This window comes from Bacillus sp. RAR_M1_44 (assembly GCF_020165935.1).
GTDB lineage: Bacteria > Bacillota > Bacilli > Bacillales > Bacillaceae > Bacillus > Bacillus altitudinis.
Genome location: NZ_JAIUKX010000003.1, coordinates 346,151 through 370,239, shown reverse-complemented (window position 1 = coordinate 370,239; position 24,089 = coordinate 346,151). Strand labels below are relative to the sequence as shown.

Below are 24,089 nucleotides of genomic sequence, written 5' to 3'. Positions count from 1 at the left end.
CTTACAACTATTGAATGCGGTACCAATTTTGCCGATATACACATTAAGATGCGAAAGTAGGATGTAGGGGTGATGAGATGTTTAAGAAACTTCAAGTGAGAATAGCTGTTTTCATCTCAGTTATTTTAATTTTAACCGTTGTCGCAGTTCAAGTGGGTTCCAATTTAGTATTAAGACCACTGATTGAACGAGATGCGAAAACAACGACATCAGCAACGGCAGAAAGTATGAGAGACATCATAGCACTAAAGCTTGAGAATTACGGTGATACGATTAACCAATTGGCAACAAGTACACTTACTGAAGAATTTGCACAGAAACAAACAAAGCAGACATTGGCATTTGAAAACGATGAATTAAAAGGATTGCAGGAGCAGGATGAACTCATCTCGCTTGCCTATATAGGAACAAGTGATGGTAAAATGTTTGCTTTCCCGGAGTCCGATTTTGGTGAAGGGTATGATCCGTCTAAACGAGACTGGTATATTCAAGCGGCTGAAAAGCCTGACGAAGTCCTATGGACAGATCCGTACATTGATAAAGCAACAAGTGAAATGGTCGTTTCAGCCACGAAGGCGATCGTACGAAATGGGAAAGTAGTCGGTGTCGCTGGACTTGACTTGAAACTGGTTTCCATTCAGTCCTTTATAAATGAACAAAAGATTCCTTACATGGGAACGGCTTTCTTAGTTGACGGCACAGGGACCATTTTGGCACATCCAACAGAGCAAGGAAAAAATATCTCAAAAGTTGCTTCTGTGAAAACAGCGATCGACAACTCGGGGATTGATGATGATAAACAGCTGACCGTCATCTCAAAAATCAAAGAGGCAAACTGGACGATCGGTGTGAGCTTCGAGAAAAAGAAACTTCTTTGGATCACTGAACAAATGAATCAGACAAGTATCATTATTTCTGTCATTGCCATTATACTTGCCATGATTCTAAGCTACTTATTGGCTAGAAGCATTACAACACCAATTAAACGCCTCATCGAGCATGTTCGTAAAGTGTCTGAAGGTGATTTAACCAGCTCGCTTGAGTCGAAGTCTCAGGATGAGATAGGTTTCCTGACGAAAAGCTTTAATCAAATGACTGAAGGTATCAGGGACTTAATTGAAAAAGTGAAAGAGTCTTCAGATCAGGTTGTGAAATCAACGGATGAAGTGACCCAAATTTCAAACGAGACCTTGCTGTCTAGTGAACAGATTGCAACGGCTATTCAAGAGGTCGCTGTAGGAGCGACGAAACAAGCATCAGAAGCGGAAACCATTAATGAAAAATCAGAGCATTTGTATGAAAAAGTTCGTCATATGGGTGAGCTTGCCACGCAAATGCAAACCAACTCAAAATCATCGGAAGATGCAAGCTATAGAGGACTTGATGCTCTTGGTCTGCTCGTCCAAAAATCAACACAAGCGAATGAAGAATCGAAGAAGGTAGAGCAAATGCTGCTTGACCTTGAGCATAAAACGAAAAATATTGAAAACGTCGTAACAGCGATCTCTGAAATCTCAGATCAAACGAATTTACTCGCACTGAATGCAAGTATTGAAGCAGCGAGAGCAGGAGAAAGCGGAAGAGGATTTGCTGTTGTTGCAGAAGAAGTCAGAAAGCTGGCTGAACAATCTGCAGAATCAACGAAACATATTAGTGAAACCGTAAAACTCATTCAAGATGAATCGAAAAAGGCAGCTGAAGCGATGACAGCAGCAAGCAAAATGAATGAAGAACAAGGTGATGCCATCAATTCAACAGGAGAGGCACTCAGCAGTATCACAATGGAAATGCAGGCACTTGTCGGCTCCATTGACAGCATTCATACACAAATCAATGAAATGACTGAAGAACAGCAGAAAATGAATGATTCCATTCAAAGTATTGCGGCCATTTCACAAGAATCCGCCGCTTCAGCTGAGGAAGTACATGCTTCCACAGACGAACAAGTACAAGCTTTAGAAAGAACGAAAACATCAACAGAAATGTTGAACGAATCAAGTCAGGCACTGCGTCAGGCAGTCAATCGGTTTAAACTATAATCTTGCAGAAAAGAACCTTGCCATGTGAGCAAGGTTCTTTTTGTATGATAAAATATGAACAGAGGAGGGTGCCAACATGCATGTTAATCTATCTGGAAAAAAAGCATTGGTCGCAGCAAGCAGTCAAGGTATCGGTAAAGCCATTGCCTTTCATCTTGCAAAAGAGGGAGCAGATGTGATGCTCTCAGGAAGACATGAGCACACGCTGCAAGAAGCGGTCAAAGAATTATCCCCGCTTGTAAAAGGGAAGCTGACGTATCAAGTATGTGATGTATCTGACGCCGAGCAAATTAAAGCGCTTGTCGTCGCAGCAGCAGGTGATGAAAAACGCCTTGATATACTAGTGAACAATACAGGCGGTCCTCAAACAGGAACACTTGAAACCTTAACAGATGAAGATTGGATGGAATCATTTCAGCTTCATTTACTCAGCTATATTCGGTTATTAAAAGAAGCCTTGCCGTATTTAAAAAAACAAGGTGCACGCGTGTTAAATATTGCATCTATGTCGGTCAAAGAACCGATCCCAGGCTTGATGCTGTCGAATACATTTAGACCGGCCATTACCGGCTGGACAAAAACAGCTGCCCAGGAGCTTGCCAAAGATGGCATTTTGATCAATACCTTAGCCCCTGGGAAAATTGAAACAGAGCGCGTGAAACAGTTAGACAAACACCGTGCACAAGAGGAGCAACAATCGGTTGAAGAGATCAAAGCACAAGCTGAACGTATGATTCCGCTGGGCCGTTACGGACAGCCAGAGGAATTTGCAGCATATGCGGCTTTTCTTTTATCTGAAGCCAATACATATATGACAGGTCAAACCCTCATCATTGATGGTGGATTGACAAAGTCTCTATAAGGAGGAATTCTTGATGGCACAAATCAAAACAGTTGGTTTTATTGGAATCGGTGTAATGGGACGTAGTATGGCAGGGCATTTAATGAATGCTGGCTACGAAGTTCTCGTTTATACAAGAACAAAAGCAAAGGCAGACACATTGATTCAAAAAGGTGCTCTTTGGAAATCGACCGTAAAGGAGATCGCAAAGGAGGCAGATGCCGTCATCACAATGGTCGGGTATCCATCAGATGTAGAAGAAGTCTATTTAGGAGAAGATGGACTCGTGGCACATGCTGCGCCTGGTACATACCTCATTGATATGACCACATCGAAACCTCAGCTGGCAAAAGAAATTGAAGCGAAAGCGAAGGAAAAAGGACTATTTGCATTAGATGCGCCGGTCTCTGGCGGAGACGTAGGAGCCAAAAATGGCACGCTTGCCATTATGATTGGTGGAGAAAAAGCAGCCTATGAAGCGTGCCTGCCGCTATTTCAGCAAATGGGAGAAAATATTCAATATCAAGGACCTGCAGGAAGTGGTCAGCATACAAAAATGTGTAATCAAATTGCTATCGCAGCAGGGATGGTAGGTGTGGCAGAGGCAATGGCTTATGCGGAAAAATCAGGACTTGATCCAGAGCAGGTACTTAAAAGCATCACAACAGGAGCAGCCGGCAGCTGGTCTTTGTCAAACCTTGCACCAAGAATGCTGAAAGGTGATTTCGAGCCAGGATTTTATGTGAAGCATTTTATTAAGGATATGGGCATTGCACTTGAAGAAGCAGAGCTGATGGGAGAAGAGATGCCAGGCCTTTCACTAGCGAAGTCATTATATGAAAAGCTCAGCGAACAGGGCGAAGAAAACAGCGGAACACAAAGCATCTATAAATTATGGGTGAAATAAAAAAACTGCCCCGCCTAGGTGGAACAGTTTGTAGCGTGTAAACAAGCCCTCACATGGCTGAAAAAAGAAGACAAACTAAAAACCTGTCCCGAATAGAGACAGGTTTTTTTGATCTTATTTTCCGATGAATTGCTGCGTCCAGTAGTTACCAGATTTTACATAACCTACACCGATATGTGTATAGTTTTTGTTTAAAATGTTCGCTCTGTGACCTTCACTGTTCATCCAAGCTGTTACTACTTCTTGAGGTGATCTTTGACCTTGCGCAATGTTTTCACCTGCTGTTTTGTACGTGATACCAAATTGCTTCATTTGATCAAATGGAGATCCGTAAGTTGGGCTTGTATGAGAGAAATAGTTTTTATCTTTCATATCTTGTGATTTAGCGCGAGCAGATTTGCTTAATTTAGAATCAACAGAAAGAGCTTTTAAGCCTTGTTTTGCACGCTCTTTATTTGTCAGCTCAACCACTTCTTGTTCAAATGCATTTAAGCTGCTGTCTGCTTTTGTTGCAGTTGTGTCTTTTTGATCAGATTTTGAGCTGTTGTTCGTTGTGTTTTCTTTTGCTGGTGTGCTTGGTTTAGAAGTAGCTGGTTTTTTCACTGATTCTTGTTTTTGCTCATTTTTTGCTTTGTTTACTTCTTTCACCACTTTTGTACCAGTAACAGGTTGACCACTTTTGATCAGCTTGTTTAATAGAGCTTCGATCTCTTTTTGATTTGAAGTGCTTAGCTTGTTTACATCTGAAGAGATATGTAATTTTGCAGCTAATGTATGAAGATCAATGGCTTGATGCTGTACGTTTATGACTTGTTTCAGGTTAAGCTCTTTCGCATCAGCTGAATGCCCTCCAGTGAACGTGATCAATGCAGCAGCTGTCAGCGCTGAAAAAATGAATGATTTCTTTTTCATTTTGTAACTCCTCCTAAAATCTTTGTTTTGTTTTCTCACAGAAAATCATAACATGGACTTTTTGTTATAAACGTACCAGCATCCTCCATTGACAACGCCCATTTGTCATTTTTGTTAAAGTCATAGAAAGAATCTCCTCATATCAATGAATGGAGAATCTTTCTATTTAAAGAAAACGACATAAACATACCAATATTTTAAAGTGTTAGTATATTTTTTTGCAGAATAGGGATTGACAGCTTTTTTTCACTTGTTTCGCTGTAACAACTATTACAAAAGTGTTACAATAATGAGTGGTAATTGTAAAAGATTGAAAGGATGAGAGGAGCTACATAAGTGGGAGAGAAACAGCATCAAGGTGCTGCCGAGCAGAAAAAAATGAAGCGCCGGAACGCCTGGAGAATTAATCTCTTTTTCTTCGCTGTATTTAGTTTATTTGCTGGACTTGTCATCAAGCTCGGTGTGCTGCAAATCGTCAATGGTGAGGATTATAAAAAGCAAGCCAACCGAACTGAGGTCAAAACAGCATCATACCCGTCTCCAAGAGGAAAAATGTATGACGCGAGAGGAAGAGTCGTTGTTGATAACGAAAGTGTTCCTGCCATCGTTTATACATCAGAAAGCGGTGTGAAAGCGGAGGATAAGATTAAAGTAGCAAGAAAACTTGCGACTTATATAAAAATGGATACAGATTTTTTGAGAGAGCGTGACATTCGAGATTTTTGGCTGGCAAGCCATCCGAAAGAAGCGGATAAGCTCATTTCAAAAGCAGAGCAAAAGAATCTTAAATCAAAAGATGTCTATCCTCTTCAAGTAGAGCGTGTGCCTAAGAAAGAAATCAAGGCGATCGAAAAAGATGCAGAGGAAAAAGCAGTTGCAGCGATCTATCGCAGGTTTACAGGCGGATATGCCTTTGAACCTCAAATCGTGAAAGCGATGGACCCGAACGAAGAGAAAAAAGGGGACGAAAAAGTTGCGCTGCTTGATGAAACTAAAGAATCAAAACAGACATCATCCGTAAGTTTGACATACGAAGAGATCTCACTTGTATCAGAGCATCTTGATGAACTGCCTGGTGTAAATGTCATCAATGACTGGACAAGGAAATATCCGTATGAAAAAACCCTCTATAATGTCCTTGGCGGTGTCACCACCCCAGAGCAAGGCATTATAAAAGAGCGTGAAGATTACTATATGGCAAGAGGTTACTCGCGAAATGACCGAGTAGGAAAAAGTTATTTAGAATATCAATATGAGGATTTTCTCAATCCAGAAAAAGCAACTGTTCAATATACACAGGTCGGCGGAAAACTGCTTGATGAAATCAAGCGGACAGAAGGACGAAGAGGACTTGACCTTGCACTCACATTTGATATGGAGCTGCAAAAGGAAGTCGACAAAATCGTTGAATCAGAGCTAAGATCCGCTAGTGCAAGAAACTATATGATGGACCGTGCCTTTGTTGTGATGATGGACCCAAACACAGGTGATGTTCTCGCGATGTCAGGGAAGAAAATGGACGGCAGAGACGTCACAGATTATGCAATCGGTACATTTACGACTCAGTATGAAATGGGCTCTGTTGTCAAAGGAGCTACTGTCCTCTCTGGTTATCAAGATGGCATGTCACACAATCAATCCTATTTGGATACACCGCTGTATTTTGCGGGAAGTGGAGGAAAGCCTAAACAGTCTTACAAAGTTCTTGGATGGGTTAACGACCTTCAGGCACTCCAAAAAAGTTCCAACGTTTATATGTTCCAAGTGGCGATGAGAATGGCAGGGATCACCTATCAAAAAGATGGCCCGTTACGGGCAAGACCTGAACACTTACAAAAAATGAGAAACTACTATGCGCAATTCGGTCTTGGCGTGAAAACAGGCATCGACTTGCCGCAGGAATCAAGCGGAATGCAGACGCATCCTCAGACAGTCGGCGGACTCTTACTTGATGAAGCGATTGGTCAGTATGACACGTATACACCACTTCAAGTCGCACAATACATGTCGACCATCGCCAATGGAGGTAACCGTATTCAGCCAAGAGTGGTGAAAAGTGTTCACTTTCCAACGAATAAGGAAGAAGTAGGCCCTGTTGTGAAGAAATATGAGCCGAAGGTGCTGAACACCATTAACAACTCGAAAGCAGATATCGACCGCGTCAAAATGGGACTAAAAATGGTCACATCAACAGGCGGGACTGCCGCTGGCCGGTTCGGTCAGCATGATGTCGCAGGGAAAACGGGTACAGCCCAAACCTTCTACTATGGTGCCAACCGGAGCTGGTGGGGGAATGCCACGTACAATTTAACCTTTGGAGGATATTATCCTTCTTCCAATCCGAAAGTGGCATTTAGTGTCGTCACACCGTATGTATCAGATAAAGATCCTGTCATTAAAACCATTCCAAGTAAAATTGTTGATAAGTACGTTGAATTACAAAAGAAATATGAAAAGCAATAAACAGCAGGGAGCACAGCAAGAGAAAGTGCTCCCTTTTTGCTGAAAATATGGACGTTTCACAAGAGATTGGGAGGAAAATACGGTTTTTCTAGCGAATCCTTTTTATACATCAAACTAAGGACAACCCTAAAAAAATTAAAGGAGGGTCGGACGACGATGGAACAAAAAATGAAAGATTCGAATCAGCTGTACTCGAATATTGATTTACATGCCGTTCTTTCTTCTAATGGCCGCTTTCTCTACATTTCTTCCAATTGTAAGCAGCTTTTGCTCTATGAACAAAAGGATTTACTAGGGTGTTTTTTGAAAGACTTTGTTCATACCGAAGATCAATTTCTCGTCGAAAGTTATTTCTATAATCAGCACATGCTAGAGATTTGCCACTTTAGACTGCTTAGAAGTGATCTTACAGCTGTATGGGTAGAAGCAAGCATTGATTTTGTTGCTTGTGATGGGTTAGACAACGATTTGAGTAGAGAAATGATCCTGAAAATGAGGGTAATGAATACAGAGCCTCAAAAAGCAGCATTTCAACCAACAGAAGTGTCAGAACAGTCGTTAGGCAGTCTACCGGCTTTCCAAGATGTCAGTGAAGCTGAAAATCTGATTGCCATGCTGCCAAATCCGTTATGTATTACGGCGCTTGGGAAAATTGTGTATGCCAACGATGCGATGCTGCAATTAATGGGTGTATGTACAAAAGATGAAATGATCGGCAAGTCTGCGTTTGATTTTATTGCCGAGGAGTACCATGACATTGTGAGAAGCCGAATCAAAAGACTGCAGCAAGGTCTTCCAGTCGGAATGATTGAACAAATATGGAAAAGACAAGACGGGAGCATGATTCATATTGAAGTGAAGTCATCTCCGGCAATTTATCAAAATCAACGGGCAGAACTTTTACTATTAGTGGACATCTCTTCCCGTAAAAAATTTCAAACCGTTCTTCAAAAAAGTAGAGAGCGGTATCAGCTGCTTATCCAAAATTCGATTGATACCATCGCCGTCATCCACGATCATAAATGGGTATTTATGAATGAATCAGGTATTAAATTATTTGAAGCCGAACATTACGATAAATTAATCGGAAAAGATATCTTTCATCAAATCCATTCATGTGATCAGCAAAAAGTGAAAAAGAGCTTATCACGTATTATCGAAAGAGCATCAGATTCTGAGATTGTGACGATGAGCTGCCATACGTTTAAACACCGGTTGATTTATACAGAAATGGTTTGTATCCCTACCACATTTTTTGGTGAAACAGCCGTTCAAATTATTTTAAGAGATATATCTGAACGAAAACAGACAGAAGAACTCATGCTGCGCTCTGAAAAATTATCAATCGCAGGTCAATTGGCAGCAGGCATTGCACATGAAATAAGGAATCCGTTGACGGCGATTAAGGGCTTTTTACAGCTCATTAAACCAAAAACAAAAGACCGTGATCAATATTTTGAAATTGTCTTCTCTGAGCTGAGCCGGATTGAAATCATCTTAAGTGAGCTACTAATGCTTGCGAAGCCGCAGCAAACGGCATCCATGCAGACGCTTGATTTGAAAAAAATCATTAGCGAAGTCACCGCTCTGTTAGAAACACAGGCCAACTTAAATGGAATTTTGATGAACACAAGTGATATCGAGGAGGATCTCCTGATGAATGGGGATCAAAACCAGCTGAAGCAGGTGTTTATCAATTTAATCAAAAATGCCGTCGAATCCATGCCGGACGGAGGGAAGGTAGACATTACCGCCAAAGCCGAAAAAGAAGGGATACTTGTCACGATTAGAGATGAAGGAATTGGTATTCCTGAATCGGTCATGAAGCGGATCGGCGAACCTTTTTTAACGACAAAAGAAAAGGGAACAGGGCTTGGGCTCATGGTGACATTTAATATTTTAGAAAATCACAACGGAACCATCCGGATAGATAGCCACCCAGAGAAAGGGACTGTGTTTCACATCATGTTTCCCGCAAAATAAAAACAACGGCAAGAGAGCCGTTGTTTCATCCGTCTGTTGATTGTATGGAACGCTTTTCAAGAACAAATTGTTCGAGACGGTCAAGTCCTTCTTTTAACGTTTCAAGTGAATATGCATAGGAAAGGCGCACATATCCTTCTCCGAGTGAAGAGAAAGCAGAACCAGGTACGACCGCAAGTTTTGTACTTTCTAACAACTCCATGCAAAAATCAAATGAACTCATCCCAAACGATTCAATGGAAGGGAAAATATAAAAAGCGCCGGAAGGCTTAATGACCGGAAGCCCCATAGAAATGAGTCGATCATATACATAGTCGAGTCTTTTCTTATATTGCTCTCTCATGATTAGTGCATCATCCACACCGTTTGTCACTGCTTCAAGTGCCGCCTTTTGTGAGATAGCCGAGGCACAAGACACGTTATATTGATGTACTTTTAATACATGTTTAGCAATAGGAGCGGAAGCAAATAAAAAGCCGATTCTCCATCCGGTCATGCTATGAGATTTTGACAGTCCATTGATGACAATCGTCTGTTCCTTTAAGAAAGAAGCAATGGAATGATGCGGACGATCAAATGTCAGCTCACTATAAATTTCATCAGATAGAATAAAAATATCCTTTCCTTCAAGAAGCTGTGCAATTTCTTTCAATTCTTCTTCTAATAGCGTGACCCCAGTTGGATTTGAAGGGTATGGAAGGACAACACACTTTGTCTTTTCCGTTAATGCATCTTCAATCAGCTTGGCATTTAATTTAAAACCGGCATTTGTTGTGTCGATATGCACGGGCACCGCACCGCACATCCGAATGATCGGTTCATAGCCAGGGTACACAGGGCCGGGCAGGATGACCTCATCGCCTTCAGTCAAAATGGTTCGAAACGCAGCATCAATTGCTTGACTCGCACCTGTTGTTACAATGATTTCTGTCTCTGCATCATAATCAAGATGGACTTTCTTTTTGATGTATTGCTGGATTGCTTGTCTTAGCTCTAAAAATCCAGCATTATGAGTATACGAGGTGAAATTCTCGTCAATGGCTGTTTTGGCAGCTGTTTTGACATGATGCGGCGTATAAAAATCGGGCTGACCTATGGTCAATGAAACGACATCCTCATATGAAGATACGAGATTTGAAAATGTTCGAATGCCTGAAATTTCAATATCCTTTACTCTTGGATTCAGCAAATGCTCCATTTCTCATCACCTTAAAAATTTATGTTTTTATCCTATTTTACCATTCACTGCATAAATGTCACCTGCGGAAAGGCTTCGGATATCGTTATATGTAGTCTATTCTCCTATCCATCACAGCATGAGTGATAGATGAAGAAAGAGCAACATTTATTATAGCGTAACCTGCTCGGAAAATACAGCTCTGCTTAAGATGATTAGAATAAGGCAAAACGGTATAAACTGAAAGAACGAGAGAATCAAGTCATGGGAATTGCTTTCACAGGCATACGATCTCCTGAAGGAGGACGATAATAGATGGATCAATCAGCAAAGACATCGAAAATAGCCTTTTTATCCGTCATGAGTAATACGTTTGTTGTGGTCCTTAAAATCATTGTAGGGGTGTTAACTGGATCTGTTGCGGTTTTATCAGAAGCCATTCACTCTTTTCTCGATTTAATGGCCTCTTTTATTGCATTTATCTCTGTTCGTATTTCAAGAAAGCCGGCAGATTCAAAACATCCTTATGGACATGGGAAAGTTGAGAATATTTCTGGAACGATTGAAACTTTGTTGATTTTTGTTGCTGGGATTTGGATCATTTATGAATGTGTTCATAAATTAATGCATCCAGAGCCTGTTAAACTGCCGGTACTTGGTATTGTGGTCATGCTGATCGGGGCACTTATCAATTTTGCTGTGTCGAGAGTTGTGAACAAAGAGGCAGAGCGAGTACATTCTGTTGCTATGAAATCGAATGCACTGCATCTTTTAACAGATGTGTTTACGTCACTAGGGGTTGCCATTAGTTTATTGCTTGTTGCATTGACGGACTGGTATTTCCTCGATCCGATTATTGGAATGGTGCTAGCGCTCTATATTATGCGTGAAGCGTTTAAACTCATGAAGGAAGCCTTCCCGCCGCTTGTCGACGCCCGGTTAACCCCGGAAGAAGAACAAGCGATAGAGGACATCATTCAAACATTCAGTCAAGAATTCATTGAATATCATGACTTTCGAACAAGACGATCCGGTGCTGAAGAATATATTGACTTCCATTTGATTGTTCATGGAAAAACAACCATTGAAGATGTTCATCAATTATGTGATCGAATTGAAGAGAACATTCAGCAGGCGTTTCCGCATGCACAAATCTTTATTCATGTAGAACCTGAAAGTGAAAGAAGCACACAAACGTAAAAAGGCGATACCACCTCTTTTTAGGTGGTATCGCCTTTTTTTACGCTTCATCTATGAAATGAAATTAATATCCATAAGCAGTATCGTAATCTTCATACCAAGAGATATAAGCAGTATCTTCATTAGATAAACCATGTTTCATATCTAAAAAATCAGCTTCGCAAATATCTTCAATCACAGTCATTTCGTTGTTTTTTAATAGTACGACAGTTCCCATAATGAACACCTTTCTTTAAAAAATCCTTGACTATTGTACCATGTGAAACGTGATTGTCAACAGAAGAATCGAAATGAGACGAAAATATCACAAAATGTTAAAAAATCAGGCGTTGAAAGAACTAGATGCGCCATAATTTTCGTGAATTTTCAGTATTTATTCACATAAATCATCATTGAAAAATGATCTAAAATTCATGTAAAAATGTAAAGCTCCATTGATCTTGCGATATTCATAAGATATAATAACGAATGATTATAAGAAATTTATAGAAAACATACATAATAAAGGAGAAATAGGATGGAAACAAACATGTCAGAAGCACCTATTCAAGAAGAAAAACATCCTGAACTAGCTGGTGTAGGTTATCGTTTTCTTGCTCATCTTTTAGACGGTGTCATTATTAGTGTACCATTTTCAATCATTGTATTTATTCTCGCAACACTCTTTTTTGTCTCAAGCCCTGAGGCGGCATTTTTAATGTATGATGATAGCTATTACTATTCTTCAACGGTGATCACGGATGAAGAATGGGCAGTCATTATGGGCCTTCTCTTTTTCTATGGCGTAACGACCTTAATCGGTATCGCGGTGACTTGGCTGTATTATGCGATCATGGAATCATCAAAGTTGCAAGGAACTCTTGGCAAGATGGCTCTTGGCATCAAAGTGACAAAAGTAACGGGTGAAAAAATAACATTTGGGCGCGCGACAGGCCGCTTTTTTGCAAAAGGCTTTTTGTCTCCAATCTTATTCATTGGCTACATCATTGCGTTTTTCACAGAAAAAAAACAAGCACTTCATGATTTGATTGCAAGTACCATTGTTGTAAAGAAATAATGAAAAGAAGCACCTCTGCTAAATAGTAAGGGGTGCTTTTTGTATAGATTGCTTGTATGGAAGAGGGAAACGTCACATAAAGTAGAATGATAGTGAAAATAAAAGCAGAGAAGGGAGTCAATCTATTGAAAAGAGGGAAAATGACCGTTCAAAAAAAAGGGGCAAGCTTCGGGCTCTTTTTCACCGCACCTGTTTTGGCCTGGGCATTGTATGATTTTGCAAATACGATATTTTCATCGAATATGATCACCATTTTCTTCCCATTTTACTTGCAGGAGACGATAGGCGACAGTGCGAGGATGGATCAAATCGCCAGTACATTTATTTCTTATGCGAACGCACTTGCAAGCTTTTTCCTCGTCATTTTTACGCCTTTATACGGTGTGCTGATTGATCGTACAGGGAAAAAGAAGCGGTATATCACGGTGTTTACCTTGATTTGTATTGCCTGTACCTTTATGATGGGGATCTTTGCTGGGATTGATTTCTCAAGCGAATGGTTTGGTCTTCCTGTCTCCTTATTGGTGGTGGTTACCTTGTTCGTCATCGCCAAATTTTTCTATCACTCTAGTCTTGTTTTTTATGACACCATTTTGCCCGATCTTGGGACAAAGGATGAAATCCCCCTCATTTCTGGATTCGGTATTGCTGTCGGCTATTTAGGTACACTTGTCGGCCTTTCTGTTTATTTACTTGTAGGAAATGACCAGTTTCATGAAGCATTCATTCCGACAGCCCTTTTATTCTTTCTCTTTTTTCTGCCCTTTCTCTTTATTATAAAAGATCCTCAACCTCTCCCGCAGCAAGAGAAAAAGGCGTCTTTTTTCAGCGGGTATAAAGAGATTATTCGTACATTTAAAGAGATGAAGCAGTACAAACCGGCCTTTATTTTTATGATCGCTTTCTTTTTTATGAATGATGCGTTGCAGACAGCGATTGCGATGATGGCTGTTTATGCAAAAATTATCATTGGTTTTACGGCAGGTCAATTTATTTTGCTGTATCTTGTGTCCACGATTTCAAGTATCATTGGCTCGTTTCTATTCGGATATGTCACAAAGGCCATCGGGGCAAAGCGCTCAATTACAGTCGTGTATGTCATTTTAATTGTGGCGCTCATTCTAGCTGTGACAGCGACAACTGAATGGGTCTTCTGGGTAGCAGGCAGTCTATTCGGCATTTCACTTGGCGCAAGCTGGGGATCATCACGAATCCTCATTATTGAGCTGACGCCTAAAGAAAAACGAGGGCAATTTTTTGGTCTCTTTGCGTTTTCGGGAAAGGTGTCTTCAATCGTCGGTCCCATTATTTATGGCTCCGTCACACTTCTATTTGCATCACATGGGAATCTCGCAAGCCGTCTTGCATTAGGGTCTTTGCTCATCCTTGCAGCCATAGGACTTGTGATTCATCAATTCGTACGAGAGAAAGCGTAAAGAAACGTCAACTTTTTACCCATGCTGCCGATATAAAAAGTACAATCTTATATTGAAGAATAGAGGGATTTCCGTGGCTTTAAACAAACAAGAAATTTTACTTGACTCTGGTACTAACGAATTGGAAATTGTGAAGTTTGAAATTGGTTCAAATCAATTCGGCATTAACGTCATGAAAGTAAGAGAAATTATTCAGCCAGTTGAGGTGACAGTTGTACCACACTCTCACCAAGATGTAGAAGGGATGATTAGTTTACGAGGCGAGATTTTACCAGTCATCAATCTATTTTCCTTTTTTAATGTCGAGTCAGATCAGTCAGAACAAGAGAAATACATTGTGACTGAATTCAACCAACGGAAATTTGTGTTCCATACAGGAACGGTATCACAAATTCACCGCGTCAGCTGGGAAGAGATTGAAAAACCAACTGCACTCAATCAAGGAATGGACCGTCATTTAACAGGGATCATCAAGCTTGACGAGAAAATGATTTTCCTTCCAGATTACGAAAAAATCATCTATGATATTGAATCCGCATCTGGTGTAGACACATATCATATGTTTGACGGTGAGAAAGATGAGAGAAGAACAGGGAAGAAGCTGTATGTTGTTGAAGATTCTCCCCTTCTCATGCGCTTATTAACAAATGAATTAACCGAGGCAGGATATAAAAACATTGTGACCTTTGAAGATGGGAAACAAGCATATGACCATGTCATGGATCTTGTCAGTAAAGGCATCAGTGTGACAGAAGAAATTGATATGATTATTACAGATATAGAAATGCCCAAAATGGATGGACATCGATTAACAAAGCTGCTGAAGGACAATCCTTTAACACAGTCCATTCCAATTCTCATTTTCTCTTCATTAATTACGGACGATCTGCGTCATAAAGGGGAAACCATCGGTGCAGATGATCAAATTAGTAAACCAGAAATTCATCAGTTGATTGAAAAAGTAGATCATTTTATTATCTAAAGAAAAAACCACTCGCTTTGAGTGGTTTTTCAGCGTGTAGACAAACCCTCGCATTCTTTGTCAGTCCTGCGTGCTGGTGCTCACGAATGTCAAATTCGCTCCGCGCCAGTACTCGTCCTTCCTAGACTGCAAAGGTTTTCTTTCACGCTGAAAAGAAGACAAAGAGCTAAAATAAACAACATTTTAGCCCTTTGTCCATAATCTGAAAAACCACTCGCTTTGAGTGGTTTTTCTGTTTAAAAATAACTTTCCCCGAGCCGTTTGAAGACGGGTTTTGTATAATGTGATTTTTGTTTTGTGGCGGCAGGTTTTTCTTTTAAACCGACATACGTTTGAAGTATTTGTTTCGCTCGATTTAATGACATATTCGCTTTCGGATTGCGATATGATTGATTTAAATTTCCTAAGTGTGGCAAAAATTCGAAGTCTTCTTTAGTTGGTGGCAGATGAAAATAATAATCTCCAATTTCAATCAGCACGTCGGACTGTTGTTGACTATATCTGGGATTGTTAGAGAAATGTAGGCCCACTTTTCTTCCTTTACCTTCTTGCAATAGTTTTTGCAGCGCACGTTTTTTCAAAAGATAAAGAAACTTGGGATTTGGTGCGGTTTTAGCATGGCGGTTAACAGTATAAATGGCTTTTGCGATGTTTTCTGCTGTAGGTTCTATGTCTTTAGTATGAGCATAATCGTCCATTTTTTCTCTCCTTTGTCTTTCGTCTTCCTGTGCTTAGTATAAATTATACGTTTTTATTAGTAAATTGCAAATAGACTTATTGTAAAAAGCATTAGATTTTCATCACTCTTATTTACAATAGCCATTCATGATGATTCTGAAACGTGAAGAAGAACAATGAATGAATCCTTCTTAGCAAGAGCATCATCATTTATCCGGTATCCTTTCCAACTAGGCGTTTCAGTTGGATGTAAACGATGCCTTTGATTTTCTATATGATAAAGGTGTTGTATTTTTTATTCTTTTAAAAATACTAATAAAATAGCTAGTGCTGCTGAAGCCAACTTGGTAGGCGATTTCTGTTATGTTTAAGTCCGTCTTTTGAAGCAAAATGAGGCTTTGTTGAATTCGATATTCATTCACATAATGTATAGGAGATTTCTTTAAAATATCATTGAAATATCTACAGCATTCAGAGCGGCTTAATTGTCCTTCACGAGCGATATCTTGAAGAAGAACCTTTTCATGATAATGTTCATGAATCCAATTCAGCATATGTTTCATACGTTCATTTCTATCGTGCTTACGTACATCATATGTCAGTTGAAAACGATTTTGTAAAAGGCATTTCCAAATCGTGATGAGCTGTATATTAAGTTCGAGTTCATAATATGCCGGAGTTTGTTCGATTAATCGTTGAATGATTTGTATACATTGATAGATTTGGTTTGGCCATCCGTCTTTTCGGTTGAATAAAATAAAAGGTGTTTGACTCGCATGCATATATGGATGAACGAACGTGGTGAATAACTCATTGGTTGTGATGAAGTGAGGTGAAACGTTTAAACAAATATAAGTACATGTCGTCCCATTTGCATCCTTTGCCATGTGTAAACAGCCACTGTTGATGAATACACCATCTCCTTGCTGAATGTTCAATATCTTCTCGTTAATGTGAAACTCAGCCTCTCCCTCCAAAATAAAGACGAATTGAAATTCGTCGTGCCAATGAAGAGGGATATATCCGCTCATATGATCACGAATCTTTGTATGATATAGAGCAATAGGCCATGTGGTGGTTGAATGCTCCGTTAATTCTTTCAGATTGTTGTCAATAAGAAAATGATGATTGTGCATGGTTCTCCTCAATATTCTTTTATTTTTATGTTCAATTGATATATCAATATGTAAAAAATTGAACTACTATCAACTATATTATCATGATTTTTTTAGAATTGAGGAGAATAAAAATGAAGAGGAGAAAGGGAATTTTTCTTGTACTGATAGGAGCTATCTGTTGGGGAGTAGGAGGAACCGTTTCACAAAAATTGTTTCAGCAATATGGAATTGACGTCAATTGGCTGGTCACTGTCAGGCTGCTCATTTCAGGCGGGTTGCTTTTATTTGTTCATTACATGACGAAAGAACGCACGCAATTGATTGGCGTGTTGAAAATGAAGAGTACGGCCATTCAAGTGCTGATATTTGGACTAATGGGCATGTTAGCTGTTCAATATACTTATATGGTGTCCATTCATCATGGGAATGCTGCGGTGGCTACATTGCTACAATATACAGCACCTGTCATGATTATCGTGTATCTAGTATTTCGCCGGCAATCCACTTTTACAAAAAGAGATATGTTGACGGTCGCATTGGCTTTGGTTGGCATGTTTCTCTTATTGACGAATGGTTCCGTTTCCACATTAACTGTTCCAGCTGTCGCGGTATTTTGGGGAATACTATCAGCCGTGGCATTGTCCTTTTATACGTTATATCCAATCAACCTGTTAAAACAATTCGATTCACTTGTTGTTGTTGGCTGGGCGATGCTTATAGGGGGAGCTGCCCTTAGCTTGGTCCATCCTCCATGGAAGGTGAATCTGTCTCAATTACCTTTTGAAGCGTATATTTATTTATTATTTGTCATTGTATTTGGAACGATGATCGCATTTTGGTTTTACATCGAAAGTTTGAAGTATTTATCCCCGAAGGACTCAAGCTTAATTGGAAGTGTCGAACCCCTTGCAGCAGTGATAACCACTGTTTTCTGGTTAAAAGAGCCATTTGGTCTTTTCCAGTGGATAGGGACAGCGTGTATTGTATACATGATATTATTCATGGCATTATACCAACCTAAAATAAGAGGGGAAAAGAAGAAATTGGGTTCATTGATAGATGATAAGGTGAATTAAATACGTGAAATGTATATAAAGTGAACTATTAAACATAGATAACTACCTATTTTAAAATAAATGGGTAGTTAATGACTTATATGAGAACGGGATTGCCGGATAAAATCTACCATATGCAAGACAATCAAAGTCGAACATATGGCTTAAAAACATGGACTATTTCGTATGGCTAGAATAAGCACAGTAAAAACAGCCGTTAAAATCAGTTTCACTCGTCATTTTTTTGGCTTCATCCATGGCGCTTTCACTGTTCATGTGCAGACCAATCAATGTACGACTTGCTGCATCACCTAAAAATGCGCAGTCTTCTGTATGTACAACGTATTGTCCTTGATCATTTTTTGTATGAATAAAATAATAGCTTTTTAGCATGCCCCTCACCTCCAACCTGACTATATTACTATAAAACTTCCAATATTGTAAAGAATTTTTATTAAAAATGTTGCATTTATACACATTCCTTTTATTTCATAAAAAGGAAAATTGGTTGTAAGATAAGAAGAGCAAAGTCAATGAGAACAGAAAGGACGGTTTAGATTGAAAGATATTTTAACGCCTTTATTGGTTGCTTTTGTGGTTGGAGGCATTGTGTACATGGTAGATGATCGGCCGATTCATCCTTTTCTTCTTTTTATCATCTTATTTATCAGCATTTATACAGTCGATAGAATCGTTCATTTTGCTTCAAATCATTTCGATGAGCAGAAAAAATAATAGTCGTTTATCTTGATACTTCCATGAAAAAAGGACTTTCTATAGAAGAAAGTCCTCAACGTGTAGACAAACCCTCGCATTCTTTGTCAGTCCTGTGTGCTGGTGCTCACGAATGACAAATTCGCTCCGCGCCAGTACTCGTCCTTCCTAGACTTCAAAGGTTTTCTATCACGCTGAAAAGAAGAAAAAGGGCTAAAATAAACATTATTTTAGCCTTTTTTCTTCATCTATTGTACTCCCTGACCTTTTAATTCACGCTGTACATCTAAGTCAGCAGCTTCTCTGCTGAACTTTGGCAGTGTAATGAAGTAAAAAAGGAAGACGAGTAAAATAATAATACCCATTCCGTAATAAATGTAAGAAACATTGGTGATGAGCTTTGGAAATAACACGGCAATTAAACCTAGCGTCATTGATTGTGCAAACATGGTGAGCGGATCAACCCACCCTGATACGCGTCCCATCAGACGAGGGTGAACAATTCTTGGGAGCCAGCCTCCAATGACAATGTTGACTGGACCAATACATGTACCAATGACAAATGATGTGACATAAAATAACCATAATGTATGGGTAGAACCAAGGACAAAAATTAAAATACCTGCAACTAGAATTGGAATTGACATGAGATATTGCATCTTGACCTTTTTCGCAAGAATAGAGCCAAGTAAGCTTCCAACTAGAAGTCCGGCACCGATCGCGATCGTAAAAAAGGATGTATGCAGTTCAAAATGGTCCGGTGAAAGACCGTATTTCATTGTAAACATCGGAAGAACGGCAAATGCGCCATTCACAAGACCAAAAACAAAAAAGCCAAAAATTAAAGAGGCCAATAATTTATTTTTTAAAATATAGAGAATGCCTTCTTTAAAATCTTTTAGAGACGTTTTAACGGTCATGCCTTTCCAGCCTGCTTGTCCATTAGGCTGTCGTGCTTCAATTGGAATATTGCATGATCGAATGAGAATACCGGAAATAATAAAACTGACCAAATCAATGGTAATGGCACCGTGAAGTCCAATCGTTTTATACATAATGGCACCAATTCCAACACCAAATACCATAAACAAACTAAACAGCATCTGATTTAAACCAGCAGCTTTTGCATATTGATCTTTATTTAAAATGGCCTGAACGAGAGAGGCTTCAGCTGGATAGAAGAATTTCGTAATGGCACTTCGTATAAACAAGATCAAGAAAATAAGCGGCAGTGAATTAAAATAAATGACGATAAATAAAACGATCGTCAGCCCAGCTCGTATCCAATCACAATTCTCTGCGACTTTTTTACGATCAAAACGGTCTGCGACCACACCGACCATAAAAAAGACAAAGATCGTAGGCAGTGAATACATTAACTCTGCTAAAGTGGCGTAAGCGGGCTGATGACTAAAATGGTCGAGCAAATAAAAGGCAAACGCCATATTGCCTACTGTTGTCCCCATTTGCGAGGCAAGTGCTGCAAAAAAGAGACGAACAAAATTTCTGTTTTTAAAAATATCCATAAATACGCTCCTTAACCTGAAGATCCCACTTTCTATCATATAAAATTTTAACCATTCGTACAATTGATTTCTCCTACTGGCTAATGGTCACAGGTGTTCCATTTGGAACAATTGAAGCAAGTTCGATAACATTCTGATTGTACATGCGAATGCACCCTCTAGACACAGCTTTACCAATTGAAGACGGGTTATTCGTTCCATGGATGCCATAATGAACTTTTGAAAGGCTCAGCCAATAGGCGCCAAAGGGACCTCCTGGGTTTGGCTGTCTGTTGACAATATAATAAGAACCTGTCGGTGTCATGTTTAATATTCTGCCCGTTGCAATCGGATATGAGCGCAAGAGCTGTGATCCAGAAAACAGCACGAGACGTTTCGCTGAAATTGACACAGATATGCGGTAAGGGATCGTGTTAGGATCCGGTAACCCAGGGATGATGATGACTTCATTTTGTTCTGGCTCGCGGGCTTGAAGTGACGGATTTGCAGCCTTTAAAGCATCTGTCGTTGTTCGAAAATCAAGTGCTATAGAAGCAAGTGTTTCTCCACTTTTTACTGTGTATCGCAGCACGAAAGCACACTCCTTTTACTCAAATAAAAGAAGCCATGATCCCCGCCTCACATATACTATATGGACGAGATCAGGCCCAGTAAGGTTTCTCCTAACATTTGTCATGAGAATGATCTTTGTTTATACATATGCAGGAAAAGGTGATTTGGCTTCTCTTTACACGTGAGATCTTAAGGTGAAAAAAGTGATTTCAGGTTTGGCTAAAAACCGAAGCGGCAGTCTAGTTGTCCCAAGCCCGCGGTTGACATAGATACGGTGCTGATAGCTACCGTATAAGCCTTCGACATATGTACGCCCAAAAGGTGCTGTGAGAATCGGTCCATAGAAAGGAAGCTGTATTTGACCACCATGCGTATGCCCAGAAAGCTGCAAGTTAATAGGTGTTGTTTCAAGCTCTAGTGCGGCATCAGGCTCATGCACAAGCAATAACGTAAAGAGATCAGAAGAGACTTCTCGTTTGATGAAATGGTAATCAGGCATACTCATCATGAGATCATCTAGTGTAGCAATCTGTATCCGTCCGCCTTCTTTTTCTAAGTGAAACACTTCATTTTTACATAATGTAAAACCGCAATCTTTCATCGTTTCTTCATATACATCAATGCCAAATGGTCCGTAGTCATGATTTCCGCATATGGCAAACTTTCCAAACGGAGCATCAAGCTTAGACAAAGAGGCTTTGGCTTTTTCATGTTCTTCAATCGATGATTCAAAATCAACAAGATCACCTGTAAACACAATGAGATCTGGAGATTCATCGTTGATCTTTTGGACAACAGTCTCTAAATCTTTTGCCGGAAATGTATCACTTAAATGAACATCACTAAATTGCGCAATTTTAAACTGGTTAAACGAAGCCGGTAGCTGAGCATCATGAATAGTGAGTGATACGGCGTCAATCATGCGCGGCTCAATGTACCGAGCATAGCCATAACCGGATGTGGTCGCCAAAAGTCCGAGAATACTCGCACCAGCTGCTCCTTTTAAAAACTGCCTACGGGAAAGTTGCTTCATATAAGACTCCTTTAAAAATAAAATTAAGTATAGCATGATTTTTGATGAATCTCCCATATGGTGTATGGAGGGGAAATCATGATATGATAGACGAATAATGAATGAATAGTCATTCAAAATACACAAAGGGGGAGAACAAATGACGAAGCAAACAGTGATTGTCACAGGGGGATCAAGCGGAATGGGGAAGGCGATGGCGACTCATTTGGCACTCGGGGGCTGGAATGTTTTGATTACTGGAAGAACAGAAGAGACCCTTGAAACAACGGCAAATGAAATCAAACAGAAAGGTGGTTCGATCGCTTATTTTCAAATGGACGTGCGACATCCAGAAGATGCTGATCAAATGGTAAAGTTTGCGGTAGATACATTTGGTGATGTGGATGCACTTATTAATAACGCGGCAGGCAACTTTTTAGTTCCAGCAGAAAAACTGTCTCCTAACGGCTGGAAAGCGGTCATTGATATTGTGCTAAATGGCACCTTTTTTTGCAGCCATGCAGTGGGCAACTATTGGATTCGTCAAAAGAAAAGCGGAAGTATGATCAACATGGTCGCCACATATGCATGGGGGGCTGGTGTTGGTGTAGCGCATTCAGCAGCCGCAAAAGCAGGCGTACTATCACTTACCCGAACGCTTGCAGTCGAATGGGGAAAGCAATATCGCATTCGCGTAAATGCCATTGCGCCGGGGCCCATTGAAAGAACAGGTGGTGCTGATAAACTGTGGGAATCTGAAGAGGCTGCCCAAAGAACATTAGATAGTGTTCCGCTCGGTAGACTTGGCACACCAGAAGAAATTGCAGAACTTGCGAGTTTCTTATTATCTGAGCATGCATCTTATATTAATGGAGATTGTATCACGATGGATGGGGGGCAATGGCTCAACCAATCACCATTTTGAATGACCGTGTAAGACCTGCTTTTGATATGGTATAATCACACAAAGAGAGAAGCAGGTGATGAAAATGGTCGATCCATTGGATATTTTAACGAATATTGAAGATGTTTTCCCGCACTATCAAGCGATCTTCAGTGCGGAGGAACAAAAAGTGATAGGCTATGAGATTCTTGGAAGAATGAAGCTTGAGTCGGGAACAGTTAGTCTAGGCTCCTTCTTTACGGATTCATCTATTCCTGACGAATATAAATTGGAAGTAGATCACAAAGTATTAAGTCAAGCGCTTGATCTCTTCACAACCGCAGATGAAGATTTGCTCATCTTTATTAATCATGATGCGAATGTCCTCATGCTTGATCATGGCGAAAGTTTTTTAGAACTTTTAAAAGAATATGAAGCAAAGGGTATTCAGCTTAGCCGGTTTGTCATTGAAATTACTGAACATACGTTTAGCGGCGACATTGAACAGCTTTACCATACGTTAACGTATTATCGTACATATGGGATCAAAATCGCCGTATCTAATATAGGAAAAGAAAGCAGCAATCTTGACCGGATTGCTCTGCTTTCACCTGATCTATTAAAAATAGATCTACAGGCTTTAAGAGCGTCGTCTCCATCTCCTTCCTATGAATATGTGTTATACAGCATTTCACTTCTTGCAAGAAAAATAGGAGCGGCTTTAATCTATGAAGACATTGAAGCGAATTTTCAGCTGCAATATGCATGGAGAAATGGCGGAAGATATTTTCAAGGCTTCTACCTTCACGAGCCTGCGGCAGAATTAATTGACCGTAACAAACGAAAAGAACAGCTTAAAGAAGAATTTCAGCAATTCATTGCCCATGAGAAAAAGAAACTCCAAGCTGTCTATGAACATTCTGAAACCTTTTATAAGCGAATTCATCAAGCCGTCAGTACGTTAAAAAAATCATGCAGCACAAATGATGAACTTATACAAAAACTGGCACTTGAACTAACCGATTGCAGCTTTCGCATTTATATGTGTAATGAAGAAGGGTTTCAAATCACTGGGAATGTGTTTAAGAAAGAGAAAGAATGGCTGTTTCAGCCAGAGTATATAGAGAAAAACTGGAGCTGGCGCCCTTATTTTCTAGCGAATATTCTTCAAATGAGAATTAGCGGAAAAGGATTTTTCAGCGATATCTACAGTGATTTAGAAACTGGAGAACGAATACGAACGTTTTCTTATCCGTTAGAGGGAGACGTGTATTTGTTTGTAGATCTTCCGTATGCTTATCTATATGAGCAGGAAGGATTAATTTAAAAGCAGCCGACATGGCTGTTTTTTTTATTAGAAAAAAGATAGAAAAAATGGTTGACAATGAAACTGATAATCATTATCATTTAGTTATAGAGAGAAGCTACTCTCTGTTCCCCAACCCCTCTATCAGATCAAGATCCAAAAAACTTGGCGCTACCCCCGCCAAGTTTTTTTTGTTCGCCAATCATTCCCTTCATGCATAGGACATCCCAATTCATCCATACACCTTA

Annotated in this window: 22 protein-coding genes; 13 read left to right on the top strand and 9 right to left on the bottom strand. The window is 39.9% G+C overall.

Features of this window, described 5'->3' with window-relative positions; genetic code table 11:
- Positions 1-77: 77 nt before the first annotated feature.
- From LCD34_RS17770 to LCD34_RS17760, 3 genes are all read left to right on the top strand, one after another.
- Complete coding sequence (locus LCD34_RS17770; RefSeq protein ID WP_224559793.1) at positions 78-2,039, top strand: methyl-accepting chemotaxis protein; 1,962 nt, start codon at positions 78-80, stop codon at positions 2,037-2,039.
- A gap of 76 nt (positions 2,040-2,115) precedes the next feature.
- The gene (locus tag LCD34_RS17765) at positions 2,116-2,901 is read left to right on the top strand and encodes an SDR family oxidoreductase (protein ID WP_017367137.1); all 786 of its coding nucleotides are present in this window, start codon (positions 2,116-2,118) and stop codon (positions 2,899-2,901) included.
- Between the two features lie 13 nt (positions 2,902-2,914).
- A complete protein-coding gene (locus LCD34_RS17760; RefSeq protein ID WP_039963354.1) occupies positions 2,915-3,787 on the top strand; it encodes an NAD(P)-dependent oxidoreductase in 873 nt (290 codons plus the stop codon).
- Between the two features lie 114 nt (positions 3,788-3,901).
- Here LCD34_RS17760 and LCD34_RS17755 read toward each other — a convergent pair whose 3' ends face one another.
- Positions 3,902-4,699, bottom strand: coding sequence for a CAP domain-containing protein (locus LCD34_RS17755; protein WP_017359431.1), 798 nt, complete (start codon positions 4,697-4,699; stop codon positions 3,902-3,904).
- Between the two features lie 336 nt (positions 4,700-5,035).
- Here LCD34_RS17755 and LCD34_RS17750 point away from each other — a divergent pair, with 336 nt between their 5' ends.
- Together LCD34_RS17750 and LCD34_RS17745 are read left to right on the top strand one after the other, a co-directional pair.
- Entirely contained in the window at positions 5,036-7,162 is a 2,127-nt protein-coding gene (locus LCD34_RS17750) for a peptidoglycan D,D-transpeptidase FtsI family protein (RefSeq protein WP_181891550.1), read from the top strand.
- A 156-nt stretch (positions 7,163-7,318) separates the two neighbouring features.
- On the top strand, positions 7,319-9,145 hold the full coding sequence (locus LCD34_RS17745) for a PAS domain-containing sensor histidine kinase (RefSeq protein WP_181891551.1): 1,827 nt from the start codon (positions 7,319-7,321) through the stop codon (positions 9,143-9,145).
- A 25-nt stretch (positions 9,146-9,170) separates the two neighbouring features.
- Here LCD34_RS17745 and LCD34_RS17740 read toward each other — a convergent pair whose 3' ends face one another.
- Positions 9,171-10,343 (bottom strand): aminotransferase A, encoded by a 1,173-nt coding sequence (locus LCD34_RS17740; protein ID WP_019743910.1) that lies wholly within the window; start codon positions 10,341-10,343, stop codon positions 9,171-9,173.
- Between the two features lie 294 nt (positions 10,344-10,637).
- Here LCD34_RS17740 and LCD34_RS17735 point away from each other — a divergent pair, with 294 nt between their 5' ends.
- On the top strand, positions 10,638-11,522 hold the full coding sequence (locus LCD34_RS17735; RefSeq protein ID WP_224559792.1) for a cation diffusion facilitator family transporter: 885 nt from the start codon (positions 10,638-10,640) through the stop codon (positions 11,520-11,522).
- A 64-nt stretch (positions 11,523-11,586) separates the two neighbouring features.
- On the opposite strand, the gene LCD34_RS17730 is transcribed toward LCD34_RS17735, so the two are convergent.
- Entirely contained in the window at positions 11,587-11,739 is a 153-nt protein-coding gene (locus LCD34_RS17730; protein ID WP_008348040.1) for a hypothetical protein, read from the bottom strand.
- A 300-nt stretch (positions 11,740-12,039) separates the two neighbouring features.
- Here LCD34_RS17730 and LCD34_RS17725 point away from each other — a divergent pair, with 300 nt between their 5' ends.
- The 3 genes from LCD34_RS17725 to LCD34_RS17715 all read left to right on the top strand — a co-directional run bounded on the left by LCD34_RS17725 (position 12,040) and on the right by LCD34_RS17715 (position 14,997).
- On the top strand, positions 12,040-12,579 hold the full coding sequence (locus LCD34_RS17725) for an RDD family protein (RefSeq protein ID WP_035700564.1): 540 nt from the start codon (positions 12,040-12,042) through the stop codon (positions 12,577-12,579).
- 125 nt (positions 12,580-12,704) lie between these two features.
- The gene (locus tag LCD34_RS17720; RefSeq protein ID WP_148780169.1) at positions 12,705-14,015 is read left to right on the top strand and encodes an MFS transporter; all 1,311 of its coding nucleotides are present in this window, start codon (positions 12,705-12,707) and stop codon (positions 14,013-14,015) included.
- Positions 14,016-14,088: 73 nt separating this feature from the next.
- Positions 14,089-14,997, top strand: a complete 909-nt coding sequence (locus tag LCD34_RS17715; protein WP_008348035.1) for a chemotaxis protein — start codon at positions 14,089-14,091, stop codon at positions 14,995-14,997.
- Positions 14,998-15,233: 236 nt separating this feature from the next.
- Here LCD34_RS17715 and LCD34_RS17710 read toward each other — a convergent pair whose 3' ends face one another.
- On the bottom strand, positions 15,234-15,695 hold the full coding sequence (locus LCD34_RS17710) for a YkyB family protein (RefSeq protein WP_007498684.1): 462 nt from the start codon (positions 15,693-15,695) through the stop codon (positions 15,234-15,236).
- Positions 15,696-15,914: 219 nt separating this feature from the next.
- Entirely contained in the window at positions 15,915-16,811 is an 897-nt protein-coding gene (locus tag LCD34_RS17705) for a helix-turn-helix domain-containing protein (protein ID WP_098680880.1), read from the bottom strand.
- 113 nt (positions 16,812-16,924) lie between these two features.
- Between LCD34_RS17705 and LCD34_RS17700 the strand changes: the two genes are divergently transcribed.
- Positions 16,925-17,869, top strand: a complete 945-nt coding sequence (locus tag LCD34_RS17700) for a DMT family transporter (protein ID WP_181891553.1) — start codon at positions 16,925-16,927, stop codon at positions 17,867-17,869.
- A 156-nt stretch (positions 17,870-18,025) separates the two neighbouring features.
- Here the strand turns inward: LCD34_RS17700 and LCD34_RS17695 are convergent, their stop codons facing one another.
- On the bottom strand, positions 18,026-18,241 hold the full coding sequence (locus LCD34_RS17695; protein WP_008348016.1) for a hypothetical protein: 216 nt from the start codon (positions 18,239-18,241) through the stop codon (positions 18,026-18,028).
- 165 nt (positions 18,242-18,406) lie between these two features.
- Here LCD34_RS17695 and LCD34_RS17690 point away from each other — a divergent pair, with 165 nt between their 5' ends.
- The gene (locus tag LCD34_RS17690) at positions 18,407-18,583 is read left to right on the top strand and encodes a hypothetical protein (protein WP_164071261.1); all 177 of its coding nucleotides are present in this window, start codon (positions 18,407-18,409) and stop codon (positions 18,581-18,583) included.
- Between the two features lie 227 nt (positions 18,584-18,810).
- On the opposite strand, the gene LCD34_RS17685 is transcribed toward LCD34_RS17690, so the two are convergent.
- From LCD34_RS17685 to LCD34_RS17675, 3 genes are all read right to left on the bottom strand, one after another.
- Positions 18,811-20,088, bottom strand: a complete 1,278-nt coding sequence (locus LCD34_RS17685) for an MFS transporter (RefSeq protein WP_008348012.1) — start codon at positions 20,086-20,088, stop codon at positions 18,811-18,813.
- Positions 20,089-20,161: 73 nt separating this feature from the next.
- Positions 20,162-20,659 carry a L,D-transpeptidase family protein gene (locus LCD34_RS17680; protein ID WP_008348009.1) on the bottom strand — a complete coding sequence of 166 codons (498 nt, stop codon included), beginning with the start codon at positions 20,657-20,659 and terminating at the stop codon, positions 20,162-20,164.
- 156 nt (positions 20,660-20,815) lie between these two features.
- Positions 20,816-21,673 (bottom strand): metallophosphoesterase, encoded by an 858-nt coding sequence (locus tag LCD34_RS17675; RefSeq protein WP_224559791.1) that lies wholly within the window; start codon positions 21,671-21,673, stop codon positions 20,816-20,818.
- Between the two features lie 139 nt (positions 21,674-21,812).
- On the opposite strand from LCD34_RS17675, the gene fadH reads away from it, so the two are divergent.
- Entirely contained in the window at positions 21,813-22,577 is a 765-nt protein-coding gene (fadH, locus tag LCD34_RS17670; protein WP_057079611.1) for a 2,4-dienoyl-CoA reductase, read from the top strand.
- Between the two features lie 64 nt (positions 22,578-22,641).
- Positions 22,642-23,862 carry an EAL-associated domain-containing protein gene (locus LCD34_RS17665; RefSeq protein WP_035701050.1) on the top strand — a complete coding sequence of 407 codons (1,221 nt, stop codon included), beginning with the start codon at positions 22,642-22,644 and terminating at the stop codon, positions 23,860-23,862.
- Positions 23,863-24,089 lie beyond the last annotated feature (227 nt).